This is a genomic window from Streptomyces sp. NPDC006259 (genome assembly GCF_042870975.1).
Lineage (GTDB): Bacteria > Actinomycetota > Actinomycetes > Streptomycetales > Streptomycetaceae > Streptomyces.
Genome location: NZ_JBIAHY010000013.1, coordinates 76,372 through 102,155, shown reverse-complemented (window position 1 = coordinate 102,155; position 25,784 = coordinate 76,372). Strand labels below are relative to the sequence as shown.

Sequence of the window (25,784 nt, the reverse complement as noted above, 5' to 3'; positions counted from 1 at the left end):
TGGGGCCCGCGTGGGCAGGGGTCTGCTGTGCCGGAACGCCCGCGACCAGGTAGCGGGACGCCCGCGACCGGGACACACACCGGGGCCGTAGGGCCACCGGTCCCGGCGCCCGGGGCGTGCGTGGCTCGGCCGCCGGGACCGGCGAACCGAGAGTCGGGGGGCGGGGTGGTGCCCGCGTCGGGTGGGCGTGCCGTGCCGGGGCGCCCGTCGCCAGGCCGCGCGAGGGCCCCGTCCCGATCCCGGCTACCGTCGAGGCGTGACCCACCAGCCCGCACCCGAACCGTCCGCGCCGGCCCTGTTCACCTGGGAGTTCGCCACCGACCCCTACCCCGCCTACGCCTGGCTCCGCGAGCACGCGCCCGTGCACCGCACCCGGCTGCCCAGCGGTGTGGAGGCCTGGCTGGTCACCCGGTACGCCGATGCCCGGCAGGCCCTCGCCGACCAGCGGCTCAGCAAGAACCCGGCGCATCACGACGAGCCGGCGCACGCCAAGGGCAAGACCGGGATCCCCGGTGAGCGCAAGGCCGAGCTGATGACCCATCTGCTGAACATCGATCCGCCGGACCACACCCGGCTGCGACGCCTCGTCAGCAAGGCGTTCACGCCCCGCCGGGTCGCCGAGTTCGCGCCCCGCGTCCAGGAGCTGACGGACGAACTCATCGGCCGGTTCGCGGAGAAGGGGACCGCCGACCTGATCCACGACTTCGCCTTCCCGCTCCCCATCTACGCCATCTGCGACCTGCTCGGCGTCCCCCGCGAGGACCAGGACGACTTCCGTGACTGGGCGGGCATGATGATCCGGCACGGCGGCGGCCCGCGCGGCGGTGTCGCACGGTCGGTGAAGAAGATGCGCGGCTACCTGCTGGAGCTGATCCATCGCAAGCGCGCGGAGCTGCCGGAGGACCCGGTCCCCGGCGAGGACCTCATCTCGGCTCTGATCCGCGCCTCCGACCACGGCGAGCACCTCACCGAGAACGAGGCCGCCGCCATGGCCTTCATCCTCCTGTTCGCGGGTTTCGAGACGACCGTGAACCTGATCGGCAACGGCGTCTACGCCCTCCTGACCCACCCCGAGCAGCGGGCCCGCCTCCAGGAGGCCCTGTCCGCGGGCGAGAGCGACCTCCTGGCGACCGGGGTGGAGGAACTCCTGCGCTACGACGGCCCCGTGGAACTCGCCACCTGGCGGTTCGCCACCGAGCCCCTCACGGTCGGCGGGCAGGACATCGCCCCCGGCGACCCCGTCCTCGTCGTGCTGGCGGCCGCCGACCGGGACCCGGAGCGGTTCACCGACCCGGACGTCCTCGACCTCTCCCGCCGCGACAACCAGCACCTGGGCTACGGCCACGGCATCCACTACTGCCTGGGAGCCCCCCTCGCCCGCCTGGAGGGACAGACGGCCCTGGCCACCCTCCTCACCCGGCTGCCCGATCTGCGGCTCGCCGCGGACCCGGCTGACTTGAGGTGGCGCGGCGGCCTCATCATGCGCGGACTGCGCACCCTGCCCGTGGAGTTCGCCCCCGCGGCCCCCGGTGGACCCGCCGCAGCCGTCCGCTGACCGTCCGTCATGTGCCCGAGGCACGGAGCAAAGGTGACCGTTCCTCAACTCTGTGATCTTCACGTGATCTGCGCGGCACTAACTTGTGACAACTGATCGTCTGCCGATACGTTCACCTGTCAGCGCGGCGCCCCGTTTCATGCGCCGCGCAGGCACTGCTGTCTCGAGAAAGGCCCTCGCATGCTCTCCGGGAACGGTCGTCACCGGCGCCCCCGTCAGGCTCCGGCCCTCCTCGTCGCGGCCGGCGTGACCGGCTCCGCGATCGCCATCCCGCTGCTGGGCGCCACCGGCGCGAGCGCGGCCGACGGCACGGTGTGGGACACGGTGGCGGAGTGCGAGACCGGCGGTTCCTGGAGTGCCGACCAGGGCAACGGCGAGTACGGCGGCCTGGCGCTGAGCCAGGAGGACTGGGAGGCGCACGGCGGCCTCGACTTCGCCGAGCGCCCCGACCTCGCCAGCCGCAACCAGCAGATATCCGTCGCCCAGAAGGTCCTCGCCGCTCAGGGCGTCGGCGCCTGGGGCACCTGCGGACTGACGTCCGGGCTCAGCAAGGAGAACGGCGCGGGCAGCGTGGACACCGGTGTGGCGGACCCCTCGTCCGACTCCCCCGTGACGTCCGGATTGTCCGACCTGTCCAAGGGGTCGTCCGGCTCCTCGGCCTCCAACTCCTCGGGGGCGTCCGCCTCTCCGTCGGCCGAATCCTCCACGGATGCCGCGGATGCGGCGGATGCCACGGACAAGGCGTCTCCGTCCGCTTCGTCCCCTTCCTCCGGTACGCCGGACGGGGCCTCGAAGTCCGGCGAGCCCGCCGGTGCGGACACCTCGCGAACGGGCGACAGCCCGTCCACGGCAACCCCAGAAGTGGACGACTCGGACAAGTCGGTCCAGGAGGCGGGCTCTTGGAGCCTCGTCGACACGGGTTCCCTCACCTCCGGCCGTCATCGCGGCACCACCGCCGACGAGGCCGCGGACGGCACCACCACCGCCTCCTCGGGCCGCCACGCCGCGGGCACCTATGTCGTCCGCGAGGGCGACTCCCTCGTCTCCATCGCCGATTCCCTTGGCCTCGACGGCGGATGGCGCGCGCTCTACGACGAGAACAAGGACGCCATCGGCTCCGACCCGAACAACATCTCCGCCGGTCAGACGCTCGACACAGCGGCGGAATAGGGCGGAAAAACGGGAAAAACAACGGGAGTTCGCGTCACACTTCGCGGCGAATGTCCGCTTTGGTGAAAGTGTGGGATGAGTCTCAGAAGGCGTGATCCTCTTTGAAATTCCGCCGGGCGCGTGTCTACGGTCGGGACCGCTCGGCAATCCGGGCCCCGGCCGCCGCAACGCCGAATCCTGCCAGTGGCGGCCCGGGAACAGTCGTCGCGCAAGCGCCGTAGGCAGGAGCGGGGGACCCAAGGTAAGTGCCGTACCGGGGCAGTCGACCGGAACGGCTTGGGGTGAAGTCACCTCCCGGGGAGCAGTGCTCCCGGGGAACGGTGGCCGGGCAACTCACACGGCCCGAACCCGACAGCTCACCTCGCAGGCGTCGGTGAGGGGATCCACCATGCTGTTTTCCGGTAAGGGCAAGCACCGCCGTCCGTCCAAGGCCACCCGCGTCGCCGCGCTCGCCGGTGTCACCGGCGTCGCCATAGCCGCCCCGCTCATGGCGGCCGGCAACGCCTCCGCCGCCACCGTCTCCGAGTGGGACGCGGTCGCCCAGTGCGAGTCCGGCGGCAACTGGTCCATCAACACGGGCAACGGCTACTACGGCGGTCTGCAGTTCTCCGCCTCCACCTGGGCCGCGTACGGCGGCACGCAGTACGCCGCGCAGGCCAACCAGGCCTCCAAGTCCCAGCAGATCCAGATCGCCGAGAAGGTCCTCGCGGGCCAGGGCAAGGGTGCCTGGCCGGTCTGCGGCGTGGGTCTGTCCGGCGCCTCCTCCAACGGCGGCTCGTCCTCCAACGGCTCGTCCGCCGGCAGCTCCTCGTCCAGCGGCAGCTCCTCGTCCGGCGGCTCCTCGGAGACCACCACCCGCTCCACCGAGCAGCAGGGCGCCTCCCGCTCCGCCGAGCGTCCGGCCGCCAAGTCGCAGAAGACGGTCACCACCCCGACCGGCAAGAAGGTCAAGAAGGGTGACGGCGAGTACAAGGTCGTCAAGGGTGACACCCTCAGCTCCATCGCCGAGGCGCACGGCGTCAAGGGTGGCTGGGCCAAGCTGTTCGACCTGAACAAGGACATCGTCCAGGACGCCGACCTCATCTACCCCGGTCAGCAGCTGCACCTGAAGTGACATCAGGCCCCCGGCCGGACCACGGCCCCCTCACCGCCGAGGCCGCCGTGCCGAAGCCCTCGTGAGGGGCCCCGTCCCCACGGTCTCCCCGCCCCGGTGCGTTCTCCCCCGTACGCACCGGGGCGGGGTTTTTCCTTCCCTCGGCCGCTTCCGCCGGCCACCCCCCTTTGTTCCGGACGGAAACAATGGGTACGGTCTCCCTGTCCACGGGACGGTCGGTCGGCCGACCGACGCCCCGAGGCGGTTAGGCTCTAGTCGCAAGGCTCAGCAAGGGCTCATCACGGCCCTCTCGTGCCCCGCACAACCAGCGTCACATCCCAAGAAGGAGATGCTCGTGCCGTCCATCGACGTCGTCGTAGCCCGGGAAATCCTCGACTCGCGAGGCAACCCCACCGTCGAGGTCGAGGTCGGCCTCGACGACGGCAGCACGGGTCGTGCCGCCGTCCCGTCCGGCGCCTCCACCGGTGCCTTCGAGGCCATCGAGCTGCGCGACGGTGACCCCAACCGCTACCACGGCAAGGGTGTCGAGAAGGCCGTCCTCGCGGTCATCGAGCAGATCGGCCCGGAACTCGTCGGCTACGACGCCACCGAGCAGCGCCTGATCGACCAGGCGATGTTCGACCTGGACGCCACCGACAACAAGGGCTCGCTCGGCGCCAACGCCATCCTCGGCGTCTCCCTCGCCGTCGCGCACGCCGCCTCCGAGGCCAGCGACCTGCCGCTGTTCCGCTACCTGGGCGGCCCGAACGCGCACCTGCTGCCCGTCCCGATGATGAACATCCTGAACGGCGGCTCGCACGCCGACTCCAACGTGGACATCCAGGAGTTCATGATCGCCCCGATCGGTGCGGAGTCCTTCTCCGAGGCCCTGCGCTGGGGCGCCGAGGTCTACCACACGCTCAAGAAGGTGCTGAAGACCAAGGGTCTGTCCACCGGCCTGGGCGACGAGGGCGGCTTCGCCCCGAACCTGGAGTCCAACCGCGCCGCGCTCGACCTCATCATCGAGGCCATCAAGCAGGCCGGTTACGTCCCCGGCGAGCAGATCGCGCTCGCGCTCGACGTCGCCGCGTCCGAGTTCTACAAGGACGGCACGTACGAGTTCGAGGGCAAGTCCCGCTCGGCCGCCGAGATGACCGAGTACTACGAGGAGCTGGTCTCCGCGTACCCGCTCGTCTCCATCGAGGACCCGCTGTACGAGGACGACTGGGCCGGCTGGAAGGTCATCACCGACAAGCTGGGCGACAAGGTCCAGATCGTCGGCGACGACCTCTTCGTCACCAACCCCGAGCGCCTGGCCCGCGGCATCGAGGAGGGCTCCGCCAACGCCCTGCTCGTCAAGGTCAACCAGATCGGTTCGCTGACCGAGACCCTGGACGCCGTCGAGATGGCCCAGCGCAACGGCTTCAAGTGCATGATGTCCCACCGCTCCGGCGAGACCGAGGACGTCACCATCGCCGACCTCGCCGTCGCGGTGAACTGCGGCCAGATCAAGACCGGCGCCCCGGCCCGCTCGGACCGCGTCGCCAAGTACAACCAGCTGCTGCGCATCGAGGAGATCCTCGACGACGCCGCGGTGTACGCCGGCCGCAGCGCGTTCCCCCGCTTCAAGGGCTGAGCCCCGACACGGCCGAGCCTCGCAGGGCTGGGCCGAACAGCCGAACAGGGTGGAGCGGGCTCGGCTGAGCCGTAAGGGCCCATCCTGAGCCAGTCGTACGTACGTCCCCGTACCGGTCCCGTACCGTGTCCGGGGACGTACGCACGTGTGAGACGGGAGGCGGGGACGACATGGCCGTGAAGGACCGGGACCGTTTCTCCACCGCGACCAGGATCAAACTGCTCGGCGAGCAGACCGCGGCCCGGGTCTACCGGTCCCAGACCAAGCGGCAGGCCCGCCGCTCCCGCCTCACCGGCCGCGCGGCCCTCCTCGCGCTCGTCCTGTGCACCCTGATCGTGGCCCTGGCCTACCCCATGCGGCAGTACGTCTCCCAGCGCGCCGAGATGGCCGACGTCCAGCGCGAGCGGGAGCAGGCCCGCGAGCGGGTGGAAGAACTGCGCGACCTCAAGGCACGCTGGCAGGACGACGCCTACGCCGAACAGCAGATCCGGCTCCGGCTGCACTACGTGATGCCGGGCGAGACGGGCTTCATCGTCATCGACCCCGACGCAGCCGAACAGTCCCGCGCCGACCAGGGAGCCGCCGACGGCCCCTGGTACTCGAACGTCTGGGACGCCGTCGACAAGGCCGACGCCGCCGGCGACCGCTGAACGGCGACCGCTGAACCCGCGACCGATGAACTGACAGAGAGACTCTCGTACAGGCATGGAAACCCCCCCGCCGACCACTCCCCGCACCGAGCCCACCGACGCCGACGTCGAGGCCTTCAAGCAGCAGCTCGGGCGCCCGCCGCGCGGACTGCGCGCGATCGCCCACCGCTGCCCGTGCGGCCAGCCGGACGTGGTGGAGACGGCTCCCCGCCTCCCCGACGGCACCCCCTTCCCGACGCTGTACTACCTGACGTGCCCGAAGGCCAACTCGGCGATCGGCACGCTGGAGGCGAACGGCGTGATGAAGGAGATGACGGAACGGCTCCAGACCGATCAGGAGCTGGCGGCGGCGTACCGCGCGGCGCACGAGGACTATGTGCGGCGCCGGGACGAGATCGAGGAGCTGAGGAACTTCCCCAGCGCGGGAGGAATGCCGGACCGGGTGAAGTGCCTGCACGTGCTGGTCGCCCACTCCCTGGCCGCCGGGCCGGGCGTGAACCCGCTCGGTGACGAGGCTCTGGCCATGCTGCCGCAGTGGTGGGCCAAGGGGACCTGCGTGACGCTCGCCCAGCCGCCGTCCGGTGCGGGCCGCGAGGTCCACACCTCGCAGGACGGGGCGGGCCACTTCGCCTTCGAACCGGTCGAGGGAGACGCCTGATGACGCGCGTCGCCGCCGTCGACTGCGGTACGAACTCCATCCGTCTGCTCGTCGCCGACGCCGACCCCGGGACGGGCGAACTGGCCGAGCTGGACCGGCGTATGACGATCGTGCGGCTCGGACAGGGGGTCGACCGGACCGGGCGGCTCGCGCCCGAGGCGCTGGAGCGGACCTTCGCGGCCTGCCGGGAGTACGCGGCGGTCGTCAAGGAGCACGGCGCCGAGCGGCTGCGCTTCGTGGCCACCTCCGCCTCGCGCGACGCGGAGAACCGGGACGCGTTCGTGCGCGGGGTGCTGGACATCCTGGGCGTCGAGCCCGAGGTGATCTCCGGCGACCAGGAGGCGGAGTTCTCCTTCGCCGGCGCCACCAGGGAACTGACGGGCCGTGACGACCTGGCGAAGCCCTACCTCGTCGTGGACATCGGCGGCGGCTCGACCGAGTTCGTCGTCGGGGACGACCGGGTGCGCGCGGCACGCTCGGTGGACGTCGGCTGCGTGCGCATGACGGAACGGCACCTGGTCGTGGACGGGACGGTCACCGACCCGCCCACGGCGGAGCAGGTCGCCGCCATGCGCGCCGACGTCGAGGCGGCGCTGGACCTCGCGCAGCGCGCGGTCCCGCTGCGCGAGGCGCGCACGCTGGTGGGCCTGGCCGGCTCGGTCACGACGGTCTCGGCGATCGCGCAGGAGCTGTCGGCGTACGACTCGCGGGCCATCCACCACTCCCGCGTCTCCCGGGAACGGGTCCGCGAGATCACCGAGTGGCTGCTGGGCTCCACCCACGCCGAGCGTGCGGCGGTCCCGTCGATGCATCCGGGCCGGGTCGACGTCATCGCCGCGGGCGCGCTGGTGCTGCTGTCGATCATGGAGCGGATCGGCGCGGAGGAGGTCGTGGTGAGCGAGCACGACATCCTCGACGGCATCGCCTGGTCCGTCGCGTAGCCGCTCCGTCCTCCCGGCCGAGGGGTCTCCGCTGAGCAGGTGGGACACCGTTTGAGCGTGATCGAGGGGCTCGGTCCGGCCGGGACACGCCCCTCGGTCGCACCCCTCCGGAAAACTTCGTGAAGTTCTTCACAAGAGAAACGGCCCTGCCGGAGGACGAAGAGGGGCCGGTTGACCCTTCCGGGGTCCCGGAGGGTGGGTGAACATGTTCAAAAGCAGAGGACGCGGACACGGCGCGAGAGGTGCACGAGGTCTGTTTCCGAGCCCTCACTCGGCACCTCGAAGCCTGGAGAGGCAGCTCACGCGGCATTGACAACGGCACCGGAGGCCCACGGGTTCCCCTCGCGCACCATGACGTGGATCACGTGAGCGGCGGAGGATAGCACACACGCCGAGGAAGCTTGTGAAGGGGCGCACGAGCGACCCCCCTCAACCGGGTGGATACTCGATGGCATGAGCACCACGGAGCGTCCCAGGATCCTCGTAGTAGGCGGTGGGTACGTAGGCCTGTACGCAGCTCGGCGTATCCAGAAGAAGATGCGCTACGGCGAGGCGACCGTCACGGTCGTCGACCCCCGGTCGTACATGACCTACCAGCCCTTCCTTCCCGAAACCGCCGCCGGCAACATCTCCCCGCGCCACGTCGTCGTCCCGCTGCGACGCGTGCTGCCCAAGGCGGAGGTCCTCACCGGCCGGGTCACCACCATCGACCAGGACCGCAAGGTCGCCACGATCGCCCCGCTGGTCGGCGAGGCGTACGAGCTGCCCTTCGACTACCTGGTCATCGCCCTCGGCGCGGTCTCCCGCACCTTCCCGATCCCCGGCCTCGCCGAGCAGGGCATCGGCATGAAGGGCATCGAGGAGGCCATCGGCCTGCGCAACCACGTCCTCGAGCAGCTCGACAAGGCCGACTCCACCACCGACGAGGAGATCCGCCGCAAGGCGCTCACCTTCGTCTTCGTCGGCGGCGGCTTCGCCGGTGCGGAGACCATCGGTGAGGTCGAGGACCTGGCCCGCGACGCGGCCAAGTACTACAAGAACGTGTCCCGCGAGGACATGCGCTTCATCCTCGTCGACGCCGCCGACAGGATCCTCCCCGAGGTCGGCCCCAAGCTGGGCGCCTACGGCAAGGAGCACCTGGAGAGCCGCGGCGTGGAGATCTACCTCTCCACCTCGATGGACTCCTGCGTCGACGGCCACGTGGTGCTGAAGAACGGACTCGAGGTCGACTCCAGCACGATCGTCTGGACGGCCGGCGTCAAGCCGAACCCGGTCCTCTCCCGCTACGGCCTCCCGCTGGGCCCCCGTGGTCACGTCGACACGGCCGCCACGCTCCAGGTCCAGGGCACCGACTACATCTGGGCCGCCGGCGACAACGCCCAGGTCCCCGACGTCGCCGCCCGCAAGGCCGGCGTCGAGAACGCCTGGTGCCCGCCGAACGCGCAGCACGCGCTCCGTCAGGCCAAGGTCCTCGGCGACAACGTGATCTCCGGTATGCGGGGCTTCCCGCAGAAGGAGTACTCGCACTCCAACAAGGGTGCGGTGGCGGGCCTCGGCCTCCACAAGGGCGTCGCGATGATCGTCATGGGCAAGATGAAGATCAAGCTCAAGGGCCGTCTCGCCTGGTACATGCACCGCGGCTACCACGGCCTGGCGATGCCGACGTGGAACCGCAAGATCCGCGTCTTCGCCGACTGGACGCTCGGCATGTTCCTCAAGCGCGAGGTCGTCGCCCTCGGCGCGCTGGAGTCCCCCCGCGAGGAGTTCTACGAGGCCGCGAAGCCGGCCCCGGTAGCGGCGAAGCCGACAGCGGAGAAGACCGAGAAGCCCGAGTCGGAGAAGGCCAAGGCCTCCTGACCTCCGGCCACTGAACACCCCGGAAGGGGCCGCTCGCCATCCGTGGTGCGAGCGGCCCCTTCCGGCACGCCGGACCACCCCAAACCCCCAAGCAACCCAGGGCGAAGCCCGCGGCAAGGTCCGGGGTCCGGGGCGAAGCCCCGCGGCGGCGGCTGGCAGCTCACCGAGTCGGGCGGGCGGGTGGGCGAAATCCGGGGTCCGGGGCGAAGCCCCGCGGCGGCGACTGGCAGCCCACCGAGTCGGGCGGGCGGGTGGGCGAATCCGGGGTCCGGGGCAAAGCCCCGCGGCGGAACCGAACCCACCCGGATGGTTTGCCCAGCCATAACCCCCGGAGGGGACTGCGGTGAGGCCCCGCAGGTGTTTACGTGGTGCAAGGACATCCGGGATCACCGTCACGGAGGTGTGCACCATGGCAGACGCCGCGCCGCGGCTCCATGCCCTCGTCCAACAGCTGCTGGGAGCCCCGTTCCCGCTGCGCATCCGAGCCTGGGACGGCTCCCAGGCCGGCCCACCCGACGCTCCGGCCCTGGTCGTACGCCACCGCCGGGCCATCCGCCGGCTCCTCTTCAAGCCCGGCGAACTGGGTCTGGCCCGCGCCTGGGTGGCCGGGGACCTGGACGTCGAGGGCGACCTGTACACGGCCCTCGGCCTGCTCTCCGGCCACATCTGGGACCGCGGCGAGGACGCCCGTACCCTCGCCGGGGCCTTGCGCGACCCCGACGTCCGGGCCGCGGTCCGCGGACTGCTGAGACTCGCCGGCCCTCCGCTGCCGCCCGCCCCGCCGCCCGAGGAGGTCCGCCGCACCACCCACCTCCACACCCGCCGCACCGACCGGCGGGCGATCAGCCACCACTACGACGTCGGCAACGACTTCTACGAGATCGTCCTCGGTCCGTCCATGGTGTACTCCTGCGCCTACTGGCCGGATCCGGGCGCCGGCCTCGAGGAGGCCCAGCACGACAAGCTCGAACTGGTCTGCCGCAAGCTCGCGCTGGCACCGGGTCAGCGCCTGCTGGACGTCGGCTGCGGCTGGGGTTCGATGGCGATCCACGCGGCCCGCGAGCACGGCGTCGGCGTCGTCGGCATCACCCTCTCCCAGGAGCAGGCGGCGTACGCCCGGAAGCGCGTCGCCGACGCCGGCCTCACCGACCGGGTCGAGATCCGCGTCCAGGACTACCGGGACGTCACCGACGGGCCGTACGACGCGATCTCCTCCATCGGCATGGCCGAGCACGTCGGCGCCGACACGTACCTGGAGTACGCCGGTGTCCTGCACGCCCTCCTCAAGCCGGGCGGACGGCTGCTCAACCATCAGATCGCCCGCCGCCCCCGGCGCGAGGAGAGCAGCTACGAGATCGACGAGTTCATCGACGCCTACGTCTTCCCGGACGGCGAACTCGCCCCCCTGGGCTCCACCGTCACCCAGCTGGAGCGCGCCGGCTTCGAGGTCCGTGACGTGGAGTCGATCCGCGAGCACTACGCCCTCACCCTGCGCCACTGGGTGGCCAGGCTGGAGGCCGACTGGCACCGTGCGGTGCGGCTGACCGGTGCGGGCCGGGCCCGTGTCTGGCGTCTCTACATGGCGGCCTCCGTGCTCGCCTTCGAGCGCCACCGCATCGGCGTCAACCAGGTCCTGGCCGTCCGCACCCCGCCCTCCGGCAGCTCCGGGCTCCCCCTGCGCTCCCGCACCTGGAACTGACCGCTCCGGGCAGGCATGGGAAGGGGCCCCGTCGGCGCGTCCGACGGGGCCCCGAACCACCTTCCCCTACTCGGACTTGATGGCCGTCAGCACGTTGAGCCGGGCCGCCCGCCGCGCCGGCCAGAGCGCCGCGAGCACGCCGACCGCGCCGGCCAGCGCCAGGAACAGGGCCATCCGGCCCCAGGGCAGGACGAGTTCGTACGTCGCCATCGACCTGCCGAGCAGCTCACCGGCGGCCCAGCCGAAGAACACGCCGAGCCCGATGCCGAGCACTCCGCCGAACAGCGCGATGACGAGCGACTCCAGTCGGACCATCCGTTTCACCGACCGCCGGTCCAGCCCGATGGCCCGCAGCATGCCGATCTCCTGCGAGCGCTCGAACACCGACATCGCCAGCGTGTTGATGACTCCGAGCACCGCCACGATCACGGCCATCGCGAGCAGGCCGTAGAGCATGTTCAGCACGAGCGTGAACATCTGCGCGATCTCGTCGGAGAGGTCCTGCTTGCTCTGCACCACGATGGCCGGGTTGACGCCGAGGGCCTTCTCCAGCCTGTCCTTCGTCGCGTCCGAGGCGCCGCCGGACGTCTTGACCATGATCTGCATGTCGGTCGGTTCGTCCTGGTGCGGGGCGAGGGCCGTGTTGTCCAGGATGATGCCCTGGATCATCTCGTTGCCCTGGTAGACCCCGGCGACGGTCAGCCGCTGCTTCTCGCCGTCCTCGTACGACACCGTGAAGTCCGAGCCGGCCTTCCAGCCGTGTGACGTGGCGGTGTCGTCGTCCACGACGACCTTGGCGCCGCCGACCTCGAAGGAGCCGTCGTCGAGCGTGAGATCGGTCAGCCGGCCGATGGCGGAGCCGGTGACGCCGGTGACGTACTCGGTGCGGCCGTCGATGCGGGTGGGGGCGTTGCGCAGCGGGCTGGTCACGGCCACCCCGTCGGTCGCCTTCAGCTTCTTCTCGACGTCGGGGGAGAGGCCGTTGCCGTTCGCCATCGACACGACGTAGTCGGCCTTGATCGCCTCCGCCGCCATCTTGTCGATCGACTTCTGCAGGCTGCCCGCCATCACCGTCATACCGGTGATCAGGGTCAGGCCGACCATCAGCGCGGAGGCCGTGGCGGCCGTCCGGCGCGGGTTGCGCACCGAGTTCTGCCGGGCCAGCTTGCCGGACACCCCGAAGATCCGCAGGACCGGCGAGGCGGCCGCGATCAGCGGCCGGGACAACAGCGGGGTCAGCACGAAGACGCCGACGACGAGCAGGACCGCGCCGAGCCCCATGGGGGCCTGGCCGTCGGAGCCGCTCATGGTGGTGGCCGCGATGACCACCGCGACGCCGGCCGCCGAGAACAGGGCGCCGATGGTGTTGCGCAGCACCAGCGACTTGGCGGACGCCGTGGCGTGCACGCTGCTCATCGCGGCGACCGGCGGGATCTTCGCGGCCCGGCGGCCGGGCAGCCAGGCCGCCAGCATGGTGATGACGACGCCGACGGCGAGGGCGGTCGCGACCGTGCCGGGCGAGACGACCAGCGGACCGTCGGGGACGGTCGCCCCCAGGGTGCCCATCAGCGAGCGCAGTCCGGCGCCGATGCCGACGCCCGCGACGAGCCCGGTCACACCCGCGACCGTACCGACGACGAACGCCTCGATCAGCACCGACCGGGTCACCTGCCGGCGGGAGGCGCCGACCGCGCGCAGCAGTGCCAGTTCCTTGGTGCGCTGGGCGACCAGCATGGTGAAGGTGTTGGCGATGATGAAGGTGCCGACGAACAGCGCGATGCCGGCGAAGACCAGCAGGCCCTGCTTCAGACCGCTCATCGAGGCGGAGATCATCTCCGCCTGGTCGTCGGCGAGCTGCTCGCCGGTGGTGGTCTCGACCAAATCCTTCGGCAGCGCCTTGTCGAGGGCGGCCTTCAGCGCGGTCTGCGAGGTGCCGGCGGCGGCCTTGACGTCGATCTCGTCGTACGTGCCGCTCTTGCCGAACAGCCGCTGGGCGGTGGCCGTGTCGAACAGGGTGAGGCTGCCGCCCGCGGCGACGTTGCCGTCGTCGGTGGTGAAGACGCCGGTGATCCTCGGGGTGAGGACGGGGCCGTCCACGGAGAGGCGCACGGTGTCGCCGACCTCGTAGCCGGCCCGCCGGGCGGTCTCGGAGTCGAGGGCTATCTGGTCGGGGCCGCGCGGGGCGGTGCCCTCCGTCAGCGCGTACCGGGGGTCCTTGTCGCCCCAGTAGTTGCCGCCCTGCGACTGGAAGCCGCCGCCGACGAGCTTGCCGTCCTTGTCGGCGATCGCGGTGAAGCCGCCGACGACGCCGATGGCGGACGCGGCGCCGGGAACCCTGGCGCTCTCGTCGAGCAGGGCCTGGGTCAGCTCGGGCGTCTTGCCGATGCGGTCGCCCTCGTCCTCGCCGGACTCGGCCGTGACGGCGACGTCGACCTGGCCGAATCCCTTGGCGGAACTCTTCTGGAAGGCGTCGGAGATGGTGTTGGTGAAGACCAGGGTCCCCGACACGAAGGCCACGCCGAGCATCACGGCGAGCACGGTCATCAGGAGCCGGGCCTTGTGCGCGAGGACGTTGCGCAGGGCGGTACGGAACATGGGTTCTCTTCTTCTCGGTGCTGCCGGTGCTGCCGGTGCTGCCGGTGGTGTCGGGCGTGCCGGTGCTGCGGTGCTGCCGGTGGTGTCGGGCGTGCCGGTGCTGCCGGTCCTGCCGGTGCGGTCGGTCCCGTGGGTCCCGTGGGTCCCGTGGGTCCTGACCGGGATCAGCTGGTGCGGCCCTTGGCGTCGAACTGCTTCATGCGGTCGAGGACCGACTCGGCGGTGGGGCCGTACACCTCGTCGACGATCCGGCCGTCCGCGAGGAACACCACGCGGTCCGCGTACGCCGCGGCCACCGGGTCGTGGGTCACCATGACGACCGTCTGGCCCAGCTCGCGCACGGAGTTGCGGAGGAAGCCGAGCACTTCGGCGCCCGAACGCGAGTCGAGGTTTCCGGTCGGTTCGTCGCCGAAGACGATGTCCGGCCGGGAGGCCAGGGCGCGCGCCACGGCGACGCGCTGCTGCTGGCCGCCGGAGAGCTGCGAGGGGCGGTGGCGCAGCCGGTCGGCGAGCCCCACCATCCGGATGACGTTGTCCAGCCACTCCTTGTCCGGCTTGCGGCCGGCGATGTCCATGGGGAGGGTGATGTTCTCCAGGGCGTTCAGGGTGGGCAGCAGGTTGAACGCCTGGAAGATGAACCCGATCTTGTCCCGGCGCAACTTGGTGAGCTGCTTGTCCTTCAGGGAGCCCAGCTCGGTGTCGCCGATGCGCACGGAGCCGGAGGAGAAGGTGTCCAGCCCGGCCACGCAGTGCATCAGCGTGGACTTGCCGGAGCCGGAGGGGCCCATGATCGCGGTGAACTCGGCCTGCCGGAAGTCGACGGAGACCCGGTCCAGGGCGACCACCTGGGTCTCGCCCTGTCCGTAGGTCTTGGACAGATCCGTGGCACGTGCGGCCACGGCGGTGGTCCGGTCGGCGAGGGGCGTGGTGGTCACGGAAGGGCTCCTGTCGGACGACGGCGTTGTTCGTTTCGGGACTGACTCCATCGTCCCGGCCGTCCGGCGCCGTGTAGTCAGCCGCTGTTCCGGTTCCGGGGGCAGACTTCGGAGGGACCACGGGCCGCCTCGTCATACCAGGGGATGACACACACCCCTGAGGGAGCGTTCGTCGAGAACGGGTGGAGCACCCTTGTTTGGACGGTGAAATCCCGTCATTCCGTCCGCATGGGCGGACGCCGCACATGAGGCTGTTGGCATGTGCGGATGGCCTGTTCCAGGGCTGATGACCCCTCAGAACTCAATAAAATAAGACAACATCGGTCCGCCCAGCCCCTGTTGATCCGACGCCTCCCGATAGGGTCGAGCTTCGTCGCGGAGCCGATGGCCTGCCCGGATGGTGGAATGCAGACACGGCGAGCTTAAACCTCGCTGCCCCTCGCGGGCGTACCGGTTCAAGTCCGGTTCCGGGCACTTCGATGCTCACGGCGCCTGACTGGTGAATGACCGGTCGGCGCCGTCGCTCATGGGTGTCGCCGACGCACCGCCGAAGCACCGCCGGCGCCCGACGCCTCCGGCTCGCCGTCGTGGCGTACGTCGGGTGGGGAAGCCGGAGCGGCGCGAGGAGGTGCGCGTGAGGACGCGGTCCGCCTCTCTGTGGAGGTCCAGGCGCGGCGGTTCGGACGGTGTCCGCCCCTCGATGCCCGGCCGCGCGAAGGCCTGCGGCTGCGGCCGGTCCTGTCGGCTCGCGGCCACGTGGCGGTGGCGGCCGGCCGGTGACGCCAGCTGTGCTCGGTCGTCCGTTGAGGACCTCGTCGTGCCCGTCGGCAAGTCGCCGTCGGCCTCGCGAACGAGCGGCTGGAGCGGCTCGGCCCCGGCGCGGTGGGGCCGGTGTTCCCGCCCCGAACGGAGTGGGGAACGCATCCCGGCAAGTCATGATCGAGGCGCGGAACCGGCAGTCCGGCGCCGGCTCAACCCGGCTCCCGCGCGGGCGATGTGAGCGACCGTCACCTGAGCCCAGTAAGGTCGCTGTCCGCCCTCCGGTCAGGGCCCGGGTGGCGCAACTGGCAGACGCAGCCGCCTTAAACGCGGAGCAGTGTGGGTTCGAATCCCGCCCCGGGCACCGAGCCCGCCTCTAGGAGGCGGGCTGTCCTGTTTGTGGCGTCCTCCGCGACGGGCGTGTCATCGAGATCCCGCCTGGCAGACGGGGCGGCGCCCGGAACGACGACGAGGACTCCGGCGGAGCCGCAGCCTGAACGGCCGCGCCGGAGCCGCCAGTGTCGGCCGGCTGGATGATCTGTTCCAAGGGGTCGGTGATCGTGGGCGATCAGTGAGCGCGGGACGGTTTGTCCGGTGGCGTCTTTGTGCCGGATCGCGGCGGTCGGCGCGAGGATGCTTTGCGTGACGCGGCTATGACCCCTCCGGGAGTGGGCCCTCGGTACCGTTCGAGGCCGAGCTCTCCAACGATCTTGGACACCCTCGTTCTCGCACCACCGGGAGGAACCAGTGTCATACCCGCGACCGCTCACCCCCGAGGAGAAACTCGCCGACGCGAAGAAGCGCTTGAGCCTCCCGCGTATCGTCGTGATCTGCGGCTCCACCCGTTTCATGGCCGAGATGACCGAGGCCGATCTGCGGGAGACCGAAGCCGGAAGGATTGTCGTCAAGCCGGGTTGCGACGTGAAGTCGCCGCACGACCTCTGGTCCGATCCTGTCGAGGCCGAGGCGCTGAAGAGTCGACTCGACGATCTGCACCGAGCGAAGGTCCGGCTCGCTGATGAGGTGCTCGTGGTCGGCGACTACATCGGAGACAGCACCCGAGCCGAAATCGCCTACGCCCGGTCGCTGGGCAAGCCCGTGCGGTTCACGCACCCCGAAGTCGACCCCGACGCCTGACCGCCCACCCCCACACCCTCCGCAGTCACCCCTTCGAATGGATCGAGGGGGTCCCCAGCCATCGCGCGTAGCACCACCGGCGGCGACCGCCCCGCAGCACCGGATGCGGGGCTTCTTCATGCCACCCGCGCGAGATCGCCCTGAGTGGCCTCCGCCCACGGGGCCACGAGGGGCGAACGGAGTGACGGGTCGGGTTCGAGGTCCGGTTCCGGGCACCTCGCGCCTCACGACGGCCCGCCGTCCGTCGAACTGGCGTCGCGCCCCCGTCCCCTCCCGCCCGACCCGTTGACACCCGGGGAACACGCGCGCAGACTCACGTCCGGCGACAGTGAAGAAATTTTCACTCTGCGAACAAGTGTCCCTGACACCCGTGACCCAACGACCCCGTGGCGATGACGCCCGTCTGAAGGGAACGTCCGATGCGCACCACCGTCGGCATCATCGGCGCCGGCCCCGCCGGCCTCCTCCTCGCGCGGCTGCTGCACGAGGCCGGCATCGACTCCGTCGTCCTGGAGAGCCGTGACCGGGCCTACGTCGAACACCGCCAGCGCGCCGGGATCCTGGAGCAGGGCACGGTGGACGTCCTGCGCGCCGCCGGGGCCGGGGAACGCCTGGACCGCGAGGGGCTGCGCCACGACGGGATCGAGCTGCGGTACGACCGCAGGCGCCATCGCGTCGACTTCCCCGCCCTGACGGGCGGGCGGTCGGTCACCGTCTACGCCCAGACCGAGGTGTGCAAGGACCTCATCGCCCTGCGGCTGAAGGAGGGCGGCCCCCTGCTGTTCGAGGCGGAGGCGCTCGCCGTCGGAGGCGCGGACACCGACCGCCCCCGCGTGCGGTTCCGGCGCGACGGCCGTGAGGACGTCCTGGAATGCGACTACGTCGTCGGCTGCGACGGCTTCTGGGGGGTCTCCCGTACGGCGATACCCGCCGAACTGACGCGTGTCTTCGAGCGCACGTACCCCTTCGGCTGGCTCGGCGTCCTCGCCGACGTGCCGCCCTCGCACGACGAACTGGTCTACGCCCGCCACGACCGAGGCTTCGCCCTGCTGTCCATGCGCTCCCCGTCCGTGTCCCGGCTCTACCTCCAGGTGCCCGAGGGGACGGACGCCGAGGCCTGGGGCGACGACGAGATCTGGGCCGAGCTGGAGCGCCGCTTCGAGACGGACGACGACTGGACGCTGGAGCGCGGACCGATCACCCAGAAGTCGGTCACCCCCATGCGCTCCTACGTCCACGAGCCCATGCGGCACGGCCGCCTCTTCCTCGCCGGCGACGCGGCCCACATCGTGCCGCCCACCGGCGCCAAGGGCCTGAACCTGGCCGTCGGCGACGTCGTCACCTTCGCCCGTGCCCTCGTCCACCAGCGGCGGACGGGATCGGCGGAGCTGCTGGAGGCCTACTCGGCGACCTGCCTGCGCCGCGTCTGGCAGGCCGAGCGGTTCTCCCACGACATGACGACCCTCCTGCACCGCGCCCCCGACGCCACCCCCTTCGAGGAACGCCTCCAGCTCGCCCGCCTGGAACGGATCGCCTCCTCACGGGCCGCCGAGACCGACCTTGCGGAGGCCTACACCGGGTTCCCGTTCGGGTGACCGTCGTCGGCGGATCCCGGCGGATCCCGGCGGATCCCGGCGGATCCCGGCGGACGTAGGACCGATGTAGGGGCGGCGTCAGCGGGTGGTCACCGACCGGTTCCGGACGGGTACCGGGTTGGTCATGAATGAGACCCCCCACCTCCGGGAATCAGAGATCGACATAGCGTGTTGCGCACCATGACAAGGGAAAGATCCTCCCCAAGCACTAGGGTCAATCCTTTGCCTACCTATTACTCTTGAGCCAAGGCCGCGCTGTGCGGCCATGGAGGAGTGCAATGAGGAGCAGAAACCCGGTCTTCTCGCGACGGGGGTTCAGCCGCGACAACGGCTACGCGGGCTTCAACGCCGCGCCGCAGGCCGGGGGTCCCGCTGTCGGCACGCAGCAGGGCAACCCGTACGCGCAGGGCGGCGCGTCCGCCCAGCCGACCGGCAACCCCTACGCGCAGAACCCCTACGCCCAGCAGGACGGCCAGTACGGCGCACCGCAGGCCCCGGTCACCACCGGTGGCGTCATGACCATGGACGACGTCGTCGCGCGCACCGCGACCACGCTCGGCACCGTGGTCGTCACCGCGGTCCTGTCCTGGCTGCTGCTGCCCGTCGACGAGGCGAACCTCAACAAGTCCTACGCCATCGGCGTCGGGGCCGGCCTGATCGCGATGGTGCTGGCGCTCGTCCAGTCCTTCAAGCGCCGCCCGATGCCCGCGCTGATCCTGTCGTACGCCGCCCTCGAGGGCGTCTTCCTCGGCGTGATCTCCAGCGCGGTGTCCACGTACATCGCGGACGGAGTCGTCGCCCAGGCCGTGCTCGGCACGATGGCGGTCTTCGCCGGCGTGCTCGTGGCGTACAAGGCGGGCTGGATCCGCGTCAACCGCCGCTTCTACGGCTTCGTGATGGCGGCCGCGCTCGGCTTCGTCCTGCTGATGGCGGTGAACCTGCTGTTCAGCGTCTTCGGCGGCGGTGACGGCCTCGGCTTCCGGAGCGGCGGCCTCGGCATCGTCTTCGGTGTCATCGGCATCATCCTCGGTGCCTGCTTCCTCGCCCTGGACTTCAAGCAGGTCGAGGACGGCATCGCCTACGGCGCCCCGCGCGAGGAGGCCTGGCTCGCCGCCTTCGGCCTCACGCTGACCCTGGTGTGGATCTACATGGAGTTCCTGCGACTCCTGTCCATCCTCAACAGCAGCGACTAGCGCGAGCGCCTCGGCGCCGACGCGCCGACGCCACGAAGGGCCCCGGGTCACCCCGGGGCCCTTCGGCGTGTACGGGTCCGGTGCGGTGTCGTGCGGGCGCGCTACAGGAGTTTGCGCGCGGCCCTCCTCAGGTCGTACTCGTGGACGATCGCCTTCGCGTGGCCGTACGCGAGGTTGTGCTCGTGGCGGAGCCAGCTCACCTTCTCCTCGAAGCGGAAGAGGGAGGGGCCCTCGTCGACGGTGCGGAGCCAGTCGGCGACTTCACGACCGGTGCAGTGGGGGATGCGGGCGAGCATGTTGCGGTGGGTCTCCTCGGAGAGGACGTGGGACATCGGCGCCTCCGGACGCAAAGGGGATGTAAGCCGGTCCTTCAGGTCACCGTGCCTGAGCGTTCGCCCGTTGGCAACAGTCCCGGTACGGCGCGTACGCTCGCGGCGTGGTGGATACGAAGCGTCTGACGCAGGCTGTGGATCACTTCGCCGACCGGCTGCGGGCGGCGCCGCAGAGTCGGCTCCAGCGGGGCGCCGCGGCGGAGGCGCTGGGCCTGGCCAGGGAGTTCGCGCGGCGCGCTCAGCTCGCGGAGGCGCCCGGCGCGGTGCCCCGGGAGATGCCCGACGCCGGGATGTTCGCCGCCGCCGACCAGATCACCGTGGCCGTGCACGATTTGGCCCTCGTCCTCACGGACGAGGGCCAGGTCGACGAGGCCGTGCGGTTGGTGGGGGAGGCGCGGAAGCGGGCCGGGGTCTGACGGGATCCGCGCGCGGCGTCTCAGAGGCTCGCTATGACCCGGTCCGCCAGGATGTAGACGCTCTCCTCGCCGCAGGCGAAGGTCAGGGTGTAGGCGCCCGAGATGCCCGAACCGCCCAGCAGGTACGGCGTCTCGCCGGCCGCGAGGGCCCGCGCGAGGCGGTCCGCGGTCTCCCGGTGGCCCGGGGTCATGCACAGGGTGGTGCCGTCGGCGAAGACGTAGACGTCGAGCGTGCCGAGCGGGCCGGGTCGCACATCGGTCAGCTCGACGCGGGCGGCGGCGAGTTCCTCCAGCGCGGACACCGTGCGCTCGTGGTCGTTCACGATCGGTGACTGGACCGGTACGAAGTCCGGGTGGGAGGGGTGACGGCGGCGGGCCGCGGCCAGTTCGGGGGAGTCGCCGGCGAACTCGTCGGCGTCCGCGGGCGGCTCGGTCACCGGCTCCAGGCCCACGAAGTCGGCCTGCCGGGGCAGGAACAGCTCGCCGTCCGGAAGACCCAGCAGCGAGGGCGCGTCGGTGACGTCACGGGCCTCCTGCGCGGCCCAGAAGGCACGCGCCTCGGCCAGCTCCCGCTCCCGCTCCTCGGCGAGGGCCTCGGCCACCGCCGCGCGTATCTCATCCGTGTCGGCCGTGGCGCGGGCCGCCGGAACGAAGCCGCGCGTCCCGGCGGCGGTCTCGGCGAGCTGCGTGTGCAGCGCCGCGACCTGACGGCGCAGCTGTAGCACGGTGCGCAGGACGGCGACCCCCACGGCGCCCGTGGCGGCCGTGGTGACCAGCAAGGCGATCGGCATGGCGCTCACTGACGTACTCCCGGTTCAAGTCGACCCCCGACTTCCTACATCAGCTTGAAGGGCGGACTATCCAGCTGTCAGTGCGTAACGTCACGAAACGGGCAGGAGATTTGATCCTGCCTCACGTGCCGAAACGGCTCTGAGCTGCGTGAATCCCTCCGGAGAGGGAGATAGGTCACATCCTGAGGGAGATTCGATCACAAAACGGCCCGGAATCCAGGTGTTTCCCAGACTCCGGGCCGACGGCTCACGTTGGGTGCTAAGGCGGTTACCGAGAGGTCACCGACAGGCCTCCCGTACGGCTCAGCTGAGGCGCTCGACGACCATCGCCATGCCCTGGCCGCCGCCGACGCACATCGTCTCCAGACCGAACTGCTTGTCGTGGAACTGGAGGGAGTTGATGAGCGTGCCGGTGATGCGGGCGCCGGTCATGCCGAAGGGGTGGCCCACGGCGATCGCGCCGCCGTTGACGTTCAGCTTCTCCAGCGGGATGCCGAGGTCGCGGTAGGAGGGGATCACCTGGGCGGCGAACGCCTCGTTGATCTCGACCAGGTCGATGTCGTCGACGGTGAGGCCGGCCCGGCGCAGGGCCTGCTTGCTCGCCTCCACCGGGCCGAGGCCCATGATCTCGGGGGAGAGGCCGGAGACACCGGTGGACACGATGCGGGCGAGCGGGGTGAGACCCAGTTCGCGGGCCTTCGTGTCGCTCATGATCACGAGCGCGGCGGCGCCGTCGTTGAGGGGGCAGCAGTTGGCGGCGGTGACCATGCCGTCGGGGCGGAAGACCGGCTTCAGGCCGGCCACGCCCTCCATCGTCACGCCCGCCCGCGGGCCGTCGTCCTTGCTGACCACCGTGCCGTCGGGGGTGGTGACCGGAGTGATCTCCCGCTCCCAGAAGCCGTTCTTGACGGCTTCCTCGGCGAGGTTCTGCGAGCGGACGCCGAACTCGTCCATGTCCTGGCGGGTGACGCCCTTGAGGCGGGCCAGGTTCTCGGCGGTCTGACCCATCGAGATGTAGGCGTCCGGGACGACGCCGTCCTCCCGCGGGTCGTGCCAGGTGGCGCCCGCCTGCTCGGCGACGGCCGCGGTGCGCGCCTCCGCCTCGGCGAAGAACGGGTTGTGCGTGTCGGGCAGGCTGTCGGAGTTGCCCTTCACGAACCGGGAGACGGTCTCGACGCCGGCCGAGATGAAGACGTCGCCCTCACCGGCCTTGATGGCGTGCAGCGCCATGCGGCTCGTCTGCAGCGACGAGGAACAGTAGCGGGTGACCGTGCAGCCGGGCAGGTGGTCCATGCCCATCTGGACGGCGACGATGCGGCCGAGGTTGTTGCCCTGCTCGCCGCCGGGGAGGCCGCAGCCGAGCATCAGGTCGTCGATGTCCCTCGGGTCCAGCTCGGGGACCTTCGCGAGGGCGGCCTGGATGATGGTGGCGGTCAGGTCGTCCGGGCGCAGGTCCTTGAGGGAGCCCTTGAACGCGCGGCCGATGGGGGAGCGGGCGGTCGAGACGATGACGGCTTCGGGCATCACGGCTCCATTGGCTTACGGGGTGGTTTCCTGCGGGGCTGGTCTGGAAGTTACCCGTACGTATGGCCCAGGTCACTGGTGTCGTGGTGTGACCCTGGCCGCAGTTTTCTAAGCGCTTGCTTTTTTCGCCTCGCGGCCTCTTTCCCAATCCGAACCCGGAAGACGCCGCCCACGGACCCCCGCGCGCTCGAACTCCCGGGGAGGGGGCGCCCGCCCCCGCGCGCTCGAAGTCCCCCGGAAGGGGGCACCCGCCCCCGCGCGCTCGAAGTCCTCCAGAAGGGGGCACCCGCCTCCGCACGCGCTCGACCTCCCCCGGAAGGGGCTTCCGTGCGCGTCCCGCCGCGTCCCGTGGCCGGTGCGCATGGCCCGGGGCGGGGGCCGCGCGCCCCGGGCGGCTACTGCGGGATCCGTTCCGGCTCCGTGACGCGCCGGCGGCGGCGCCTCTTGAGGAGGGCCCAGGGTCCCCGCGGCCCCGTCGGCATCGCCGCGGTGACCTCGGTGCCCGCCTCCTCCGCCGCCTCCGCCGCCGCCCGGGCGACCGGGAGGAAGCCCTCGCGGCGGGAGACGTCGGGGCGCTCCTCGTCCGCCGGCCACAGGCCCAGCGCGGCGCAGACCGTCGGCAGGACCGCCATCGCCGCCGTGGCGTAGCCCTCCGCCGAGGGGTGGTAGTGGTCGGGGCCGAACAGCTCGCCGGGGTTGGCCTCGAACTCGGGGCCCAGCAGGTCGCCCAGCGACACCGTGCGGCCGCCCTGCTCGACGACGCCGATGGTCTGCGCGGCCGCCAGCTGGCGGGAGGCCCGTCTGGCCAGCCACCGCAGGGGCTGCCCGACCGGCTCGATCGTGCCCAGGTCGGGGCAGGTGCCGACGACCACCTCCGCGCCGGCCGTGCGCAGCCGCCGTACCGCCGCCGCAAGGTGACGTACCGAGCGGGTCGGGGGCATGCGGTGGGTGACGTCGTTCGCGCCGATCATGATCACGCAGACGTCGGGCACGGCGGCGGAGTCGCCGAGGGCGAGCGCGACCTGGCGGTCGAGGTCGTCGGACCGGGCGCCGGGCAGCGCCACGTTGCGCAGGTCCACCGGTCGCTCGGCGACCGCCGCGAGCCCCGAGGCCAGCAGTGCGCCCGGCGTCTGCCCGGACCGGTGCACGCCCTGGCCCGCCGCCGTGGAATCACCCAGCAGCGTCAGGCGCAGGGGCTCCACGCCGGGCCCGGGGGTGTCGTAGGCGCGGCCGTAGCGGCCGTCCGCCTGGGGGACGTGCGGGTGGGCGCCGTTGCCGACCTGGCGCCGGGCCAGCCGCATCTCCGCCAGTACCAGTCCGACGGCCGCCGCTCCGGCCAGTCCGATGCCGCCGCCGCCGTAGGCCGCCCCGGCCGCGATGCGTCGGGCCACTCTCGCCCTGGACATGCTCGTCATGCTCCGCCGCCACCTCCTCGTGTCCGTACACCCACTCCTTGCCCCGTACGCACCGTCGGCCAATCTCCACGGGGAGTGAACGTCCCGGCCGGGGTCGTAGGCTGGCGTGACCACTACGACCACTGTTTTTTGCAAGCAACCGGAGACAACGGTGCAATTCCACGACTCGATGATCAGCCTCGTCGGCAACACCCCGCTGGTGAAGCTCAACAGCGTGACCACGGGCATCCGGGCGACCGTCCTGGCCAAGGTGGAGTACTTCAACCCGGGCGGCTCCGTGAAGGACCGCATCGCCGTGCGGATGATCGAGGCCGCGGAGGAGAGCGGAGCGCTCAAGCCCGGGGGCACGATCGTCGAGCCGACCAGCGGAAACACCGGCGTCGGCCTCGCCATCGTGGCGCAGCAGAAGGGGTACAAGTGCATCTTCGTGTGCCCCGACAAGGTGAGCACCGACAAGATCAACGTGCTGCGGGCGTACGGCGCCGAGGTCGTCGTCTGCCCGACCGCCGTGGACCCCGAGCACCCGGACTCCTACTACAACGTCTCCGACCGGCTGGTCCGTGAGACGCCCGGCGCGTGGAAGCCCGACCAGTACTCCAACCCCCACAACCCGCTCTCCCACTACCACTCGACCGGCCCCGAGCTGTGGGAGCAGACGGAGGGGAAGATCACCCACTTCGTGACCGGCGTGGGTACCGGCGGCACCATCTCCGGCACCGGCCGATACCTCAAGGACGCCAGCGAGGGCCGCGTCCGGGTCGTCGGCGCCGACCCCGAGGGGTCCGTGTACTCGGGCGGCTCCGGACGGCCGTACCTCGTCGAGGGTGTCGGTGAGGACTTCTGGCCGACCGCCTACGACCGGACCGTCGCCGACGAGATCGTCGCCGTGTCCGACAAGGACTCCTTCCAGATGACCCGTCGGCTGGCGAAGGAGGAGGGCCTGCTCGTCGGCGGCTCCTGCGGCATGGCCGTCGTGGCCGCCCTGCGCGTCGCCGAGCGGCTCGGCCCGGACGACGTCGTCGTCGTGCTGCTGCCCGACAGCGGCCGCGGTTACCTGAGCAAGATCTTCAACGACGAGTGGATGGCCGACTACGGCTTCCTGGAGGACGAGGGCCCCAGCGCCCGCGTCGCCGACGTGCTCAGCGACAAGCAGCACGGCGCCATGCCGTCCCTCGTCCACATGCACCCCGAGGAGACCGTCGGCCAGGCCATCGAGGTCCTGCGCGAGTACGGCGTCTCGCAGATGCCGGTCGTCAAGCCCGGCGCCGGCCACCCGGACGTGATGGCGGCCGAGGTCGTCGGCTCCGTCGTCGAACGCGAGCTGCTGGACGCCCTGTTCAGCAAGCGGGCCTCGCTGGAGGACCCGCTGGAGAAGCACATGTCCGCCCCGCTGCCGCAGGTCGGCTCCGGTGAGCCGGTCGGCGACCTGATGTCGGTCCTGGGCACGGCGGACGCGGCGATCGTGCTCGTCGAGGGCAAGCCGACCGGGGTCGTCAGCCGACAGGACCTGCTGGCCTTCCTGGCCAAGGGCGGGAAGTAGCTTCCGGCGTCCGGGGGCGGAACACCGGGGAAACCTGCGGTGAACCGTCCCCGGCGACGGCGGACTTCCGTTTGCCTACCGAAAAGGTGGACTTCGGAGCGGACTTCGCGGAAGTGGTACCGGCGCGTCACGTCCACGCAGCACACGCTTAACACGCGTCCGGCATATTTGTGGATGTCGGCAGGGCGGGAGCGGCTCCCCGCCCCACCGGCACCAAAACGGCGTCACGGACCTCCGGAGCGGCTCCCGGACCTCCACCGACGCCATGGACGCGTAGGTCTGGCCTGACCCGG

At 71.1% G+C, this 25,784-nt stretch carries 20 protein-coding genes, 2 tRNA genes and 1 riboswitch; of the genes, 16 read left to right on the top strand and 6 right to left on the bottom strand.

The genetic code is table 11. The features are described from left to right. The first annotated feature begins 256 nt into the window (after positions 1 to 256). The 9 genes from ACFYO5_RS36940 (at position 257) to ACFYO5_RS36900 (ending at position 11,259) form a co-directional block, all read left to right on the top strand. The gene (locus tag ACFYO5_RS36940; protein WP_388717894.1) at positions 257 to 1,555 is read left to right on the top strand and encodes a cytochrome P450; all 1,299 of its coding nucleotides are present in this window, start codon (positions 257 to 259) and stop codon (positions 1,553 to 1,555) included. Positions 1,556 to 1,735: 180 nt separating this feature from the next. Then, a complete protein-coding gene (locus ACFYO5_RS36935; protein WP_388717891.1) occupies positions 1,736 to 2,725 on the top strand; it encodes a transglycosylase family protein in 990 nt (329 codons plus the stop codon). A 203-nt stretch (positions 2,726 to 2,928) separates the two neighbouring features. Next, a riboswitch (cyclic di-AMP (ydaO/yuaA leader) is annotated at positions 2,929 to 3,110 on the top strand. A gap of 3 nt (positions 3,111 to 3,113) precedes the next feature. After that, entirely contained in the window at positions 3,114 to 3,839 is a 726-nt protein-coding gene (locus ACFYO5_RS36930; protein WP_388717889.1) for a transglycosylase family protein, read from the top strand. A 328-nt stretch (positions 3,840 to 4,167) separates the two neighbouring features. Further along, positions 4,168 to 5,454 (top strand): phosphopyruvate hydratase, encoded by a 1,287-nt coding sequence (gene eno / locus ACFYO5_RS36925; protein ID WP_388717886.1) that lies wholly within the window; start codon positions 4,168 to 4,170, stop codon positions 5,452 to 5,454. A 170-nt stretch (positions 5,455 to 5,624) separates the two neighbouring features. Beyond that, the gene (locus ACFYO5_RS36920; protein WP_388717883.1) at positions 5,625 to 6,104 is read left to right on the top strand and encodes a septum formation initiator family protein; all 480 of its coding nucleotides are present in this window, start codon (positions 5,625 to 5,627) and stop codon (positions 6,102 to 6,104) included. Positions 6,105 to 6,159: 55 nt separating this feature from the next. Further along, positions 6,160 to 6,762, top strand: coding sequence for a DUF501 domain-containing protein (locus tag ACFYO5_RS36915; protein WP_388717880.1), 603 nt, complete (start codon positions 6,160 to 6,162; stop codon positions 6,760 to 6,762). Continuing rightward, positions 6,762 to 7,703 carry an exopolyphosphatase gene (locus ACFYO5_RS36910; protein ID WP_388717877.1) on the top strand — a complete coding sequence of 314 codons (942 nt, stop codon included), beginning with the start codon at positions 6,762 to 6,764 and terminating at the stop codon, positions 7,701 to 7,703. Before ACFYO5_RS36915 ends, ACFYO5_RS36910 begins: the two co-directional genes overlap by 1 nt. Before the next feature lie 453 nt (positions 7,704 to 8,156). Then, positions 8,157 to 9,560 (top strand): NAD(P)/FAD-dependent oxidoreductase, encoded by a 1,404-nt coding sequence (locus ACFYO5_RS36905; protein WP_388717874.1) that lies wholly within the window; start codon positions 8,157 to 8,159, stop codon positions 9,558 to 9,560. Between the two features lie 409 nt (positions 9,561 to 9,969). After that, positions 9,970 to 11,259, top strand: coding sequence for a class I SAM-dependent methyltransferase (locus ACFYO5_RS36900; RefSeq protein ID WP_388717871.1), 1,290 nt, complete (start codon positions 9,970 to 9,972; stop codon positions 11,257 to 11,259). 66 nt (positions 11,260 to 11,325) lie between these two features. Here ACFYO5_RS36900 and ACFYO5_RS36895 read toward each other — a convergent pair whose 3' ends face one another. Next, on the bottom strand, positions 11,326 to 13,854 hold the full coding sequence (locus ACFYO5_RS36895) for an ABC transporter permease (protein WP_388717868.1): 2,529 nt from the start codon (positions 13,852 to 13,854) through the stop codon (positions 11,326 to 11,328). 164 nt (positions 13,855 to 14,018) lie between these two features. After that, positions 14,019 to 14,789: an ABC transporter ATP-binding protein gene (locus ACFYO5_RS36890; protein WP_356568640.1), complete on the bottom strand. Its 771-nt coding sequence runs from the start codon at positions 14,787 to 14,789 to the stop codon at positions 14,019 to 14,021. 391 nt (positions 14,790 to 15,180) lie between these two features. Here ACFYO5_RS36890 and ACFYO5_RS36885 point away from each other — a divergent pair. The 5 genes from ACFYO5_RS36885 to ACFYO5_RS36865 all read left to right on the top strand — a co-directional run bounded on the left by ACFYO5_RS36885 (position 15,181) and on the right by ACFYO5_RS36865 (position 19,473). Continuing rightward, positions 15,181 to 15,263: transfer RNA gene (locus tag ACFYO5_RS36885), tRNA-Leu, on the top strand. Positions 15,264 to 15,838: 575 nt separating this feature from the next. Then, positions 15,839 to 15,912: transfer RNA gene (locus ACFYO5_RS36880), tRNA-Leu, on the top strand. Positions 15,913 to 16,295: 383 nt separating this feature from the next. Continuing rightward, the gene (locus tag ACFYO5_RS36875) at positions 16,296 to 16,685 is read left to right on the top strand and encodes a hypothetical protein (protein WP_388717865.1); all 390 of its coding nucleotides are present in this window, start codon (positions 16,296 to 16,298) and stop codon (positions 16,683 to 16,685) included. Between the two features lie 419 nt (positions 16,686 to 17,104). Beyond that, positions 17,105 to 18,280 (top strand): 4-hydroxybenzoate 3-monooxygenase, encoded by a 1,176-nt coding sequence (locus ACFYO5_RS36870; RefSeq protein ID WP_388717863.1) that lies wholly within the window; start codon positions 17,105 to 17,107, stop codon positions 18,278 to 18,280. A 278-nt stretch (positions 18,281 to 18,558) separates the two neighbouring features. Further along, entirely contained in the window at positions 18,559 to 19,473 is a 915-nt protein-coding gene (locus tag ACFYO5_RS36865) for a Bax inhibitor-1/YccA family protein (RefSeq protein WP_388717860.1), read from the top strand. Between the two features lie 101 nt (positions 19,474 to 19,574). On the opposite strand, the gene ACFYO5_RS36860 is transcribed toward ACFYO5_RS36865, so the two are convergent. After that, positions 19,575 to 19,805 (bottom strand): DUF4287 domain-containing protein, encoded by a 231-nt coding sequence (locus ACFYO5_RS36860; RefSeq protein WP_356568632.1) that lies wholly within the window; start codon positions 19,803 to 19,805, stop codon positions 19,575 to 19,577. 134 nt (positions 19,806 to 19,939) lie between these two features. Between ACFYO5_RS36860 and ACFYO5_RS36855 the strand changes: the two genes are divergently transcribed. Beyond that, positions 19,940 to 20,221 carry a hypothetical protein gene (locus ACFYO5_RS36855; protein WP_356568738.1) on the top strand — a complete coding sequence of 94 codons (282 nt, stop codon included), beginning with the start codon at positions 19,940 to 19,942 and terminating at the stop codon, positions 20,219 to 20,221. Positions 20,222 to 20,241: 20 nt separating this feature from the next. Here ACFYO5_RS36855 and ACFYO5_RS36850 read toward each other — a convergent pair whose 3' ends face one another. The 3 genes from ACFYO5_RS36850 to ACFYO5_RS36840 all read right to left on the bottom strand — a co-directional run bounded on the left by ACFYO5_RS36850 (position 20,242) and on the right by ACFYO5_RS36840 (position 23,951). Further along, positions 20,242 to 21,021, bottom strand: coding sequence for a hypothetical protein (locus tag ACFYO5_RS36850; RefSeq protein ID WP_388717857.1), 780 nt, complete (start codon positions 21,019 to 21,021; stop codon positions 20,242 to 20,244). Positions 21,022 to 21,315: 294 nt separating this feature from the next. Continuing rightward, a complete protein-coding gene (locus tag ACFYO5_RS36845) occupies positions 21,316 to 22,536 on the bottom strand; it encodes an acetyl-CoA C-acetyltransferase (protein WP_388717854.1) in 1,221 nt (406 codons plus the stop codon). Positions 22,537 to 22,931: 395 nt separating this feature from the next. Then, a complete protein-coding gene (locus ACFYO5_RS36840) occupies positions 22,932 to 23,951 on the bottom strand; it encodes an SGNH/GDSL hydrolase family protein (RefSeq protein WP_388717851.1) in 1,020 nt (339 codons plus the stop codon). A 151-nt stretch (positions 23,952 to 24,102) separates the two neighbouring features. On the opposite strand from ACFYO5_RS36840, the gene ACFYO5_RS36835 reads away from it, so the two are divergent. Further along, positions 24,103 to 25,491 (top strand): cystathionine beta-synthase, encoded by a 1,389-nt coding sequence (locus tag ACFYO5_RS36835; RefSeq protein WP_388717848.1) that lies wholly within the window; start codon positions 24,103 to 24,105, stop codon positions 25,489 to 25,491. Positions 25,492 to 25,784 lie beyond the last annotated feature (293 nt).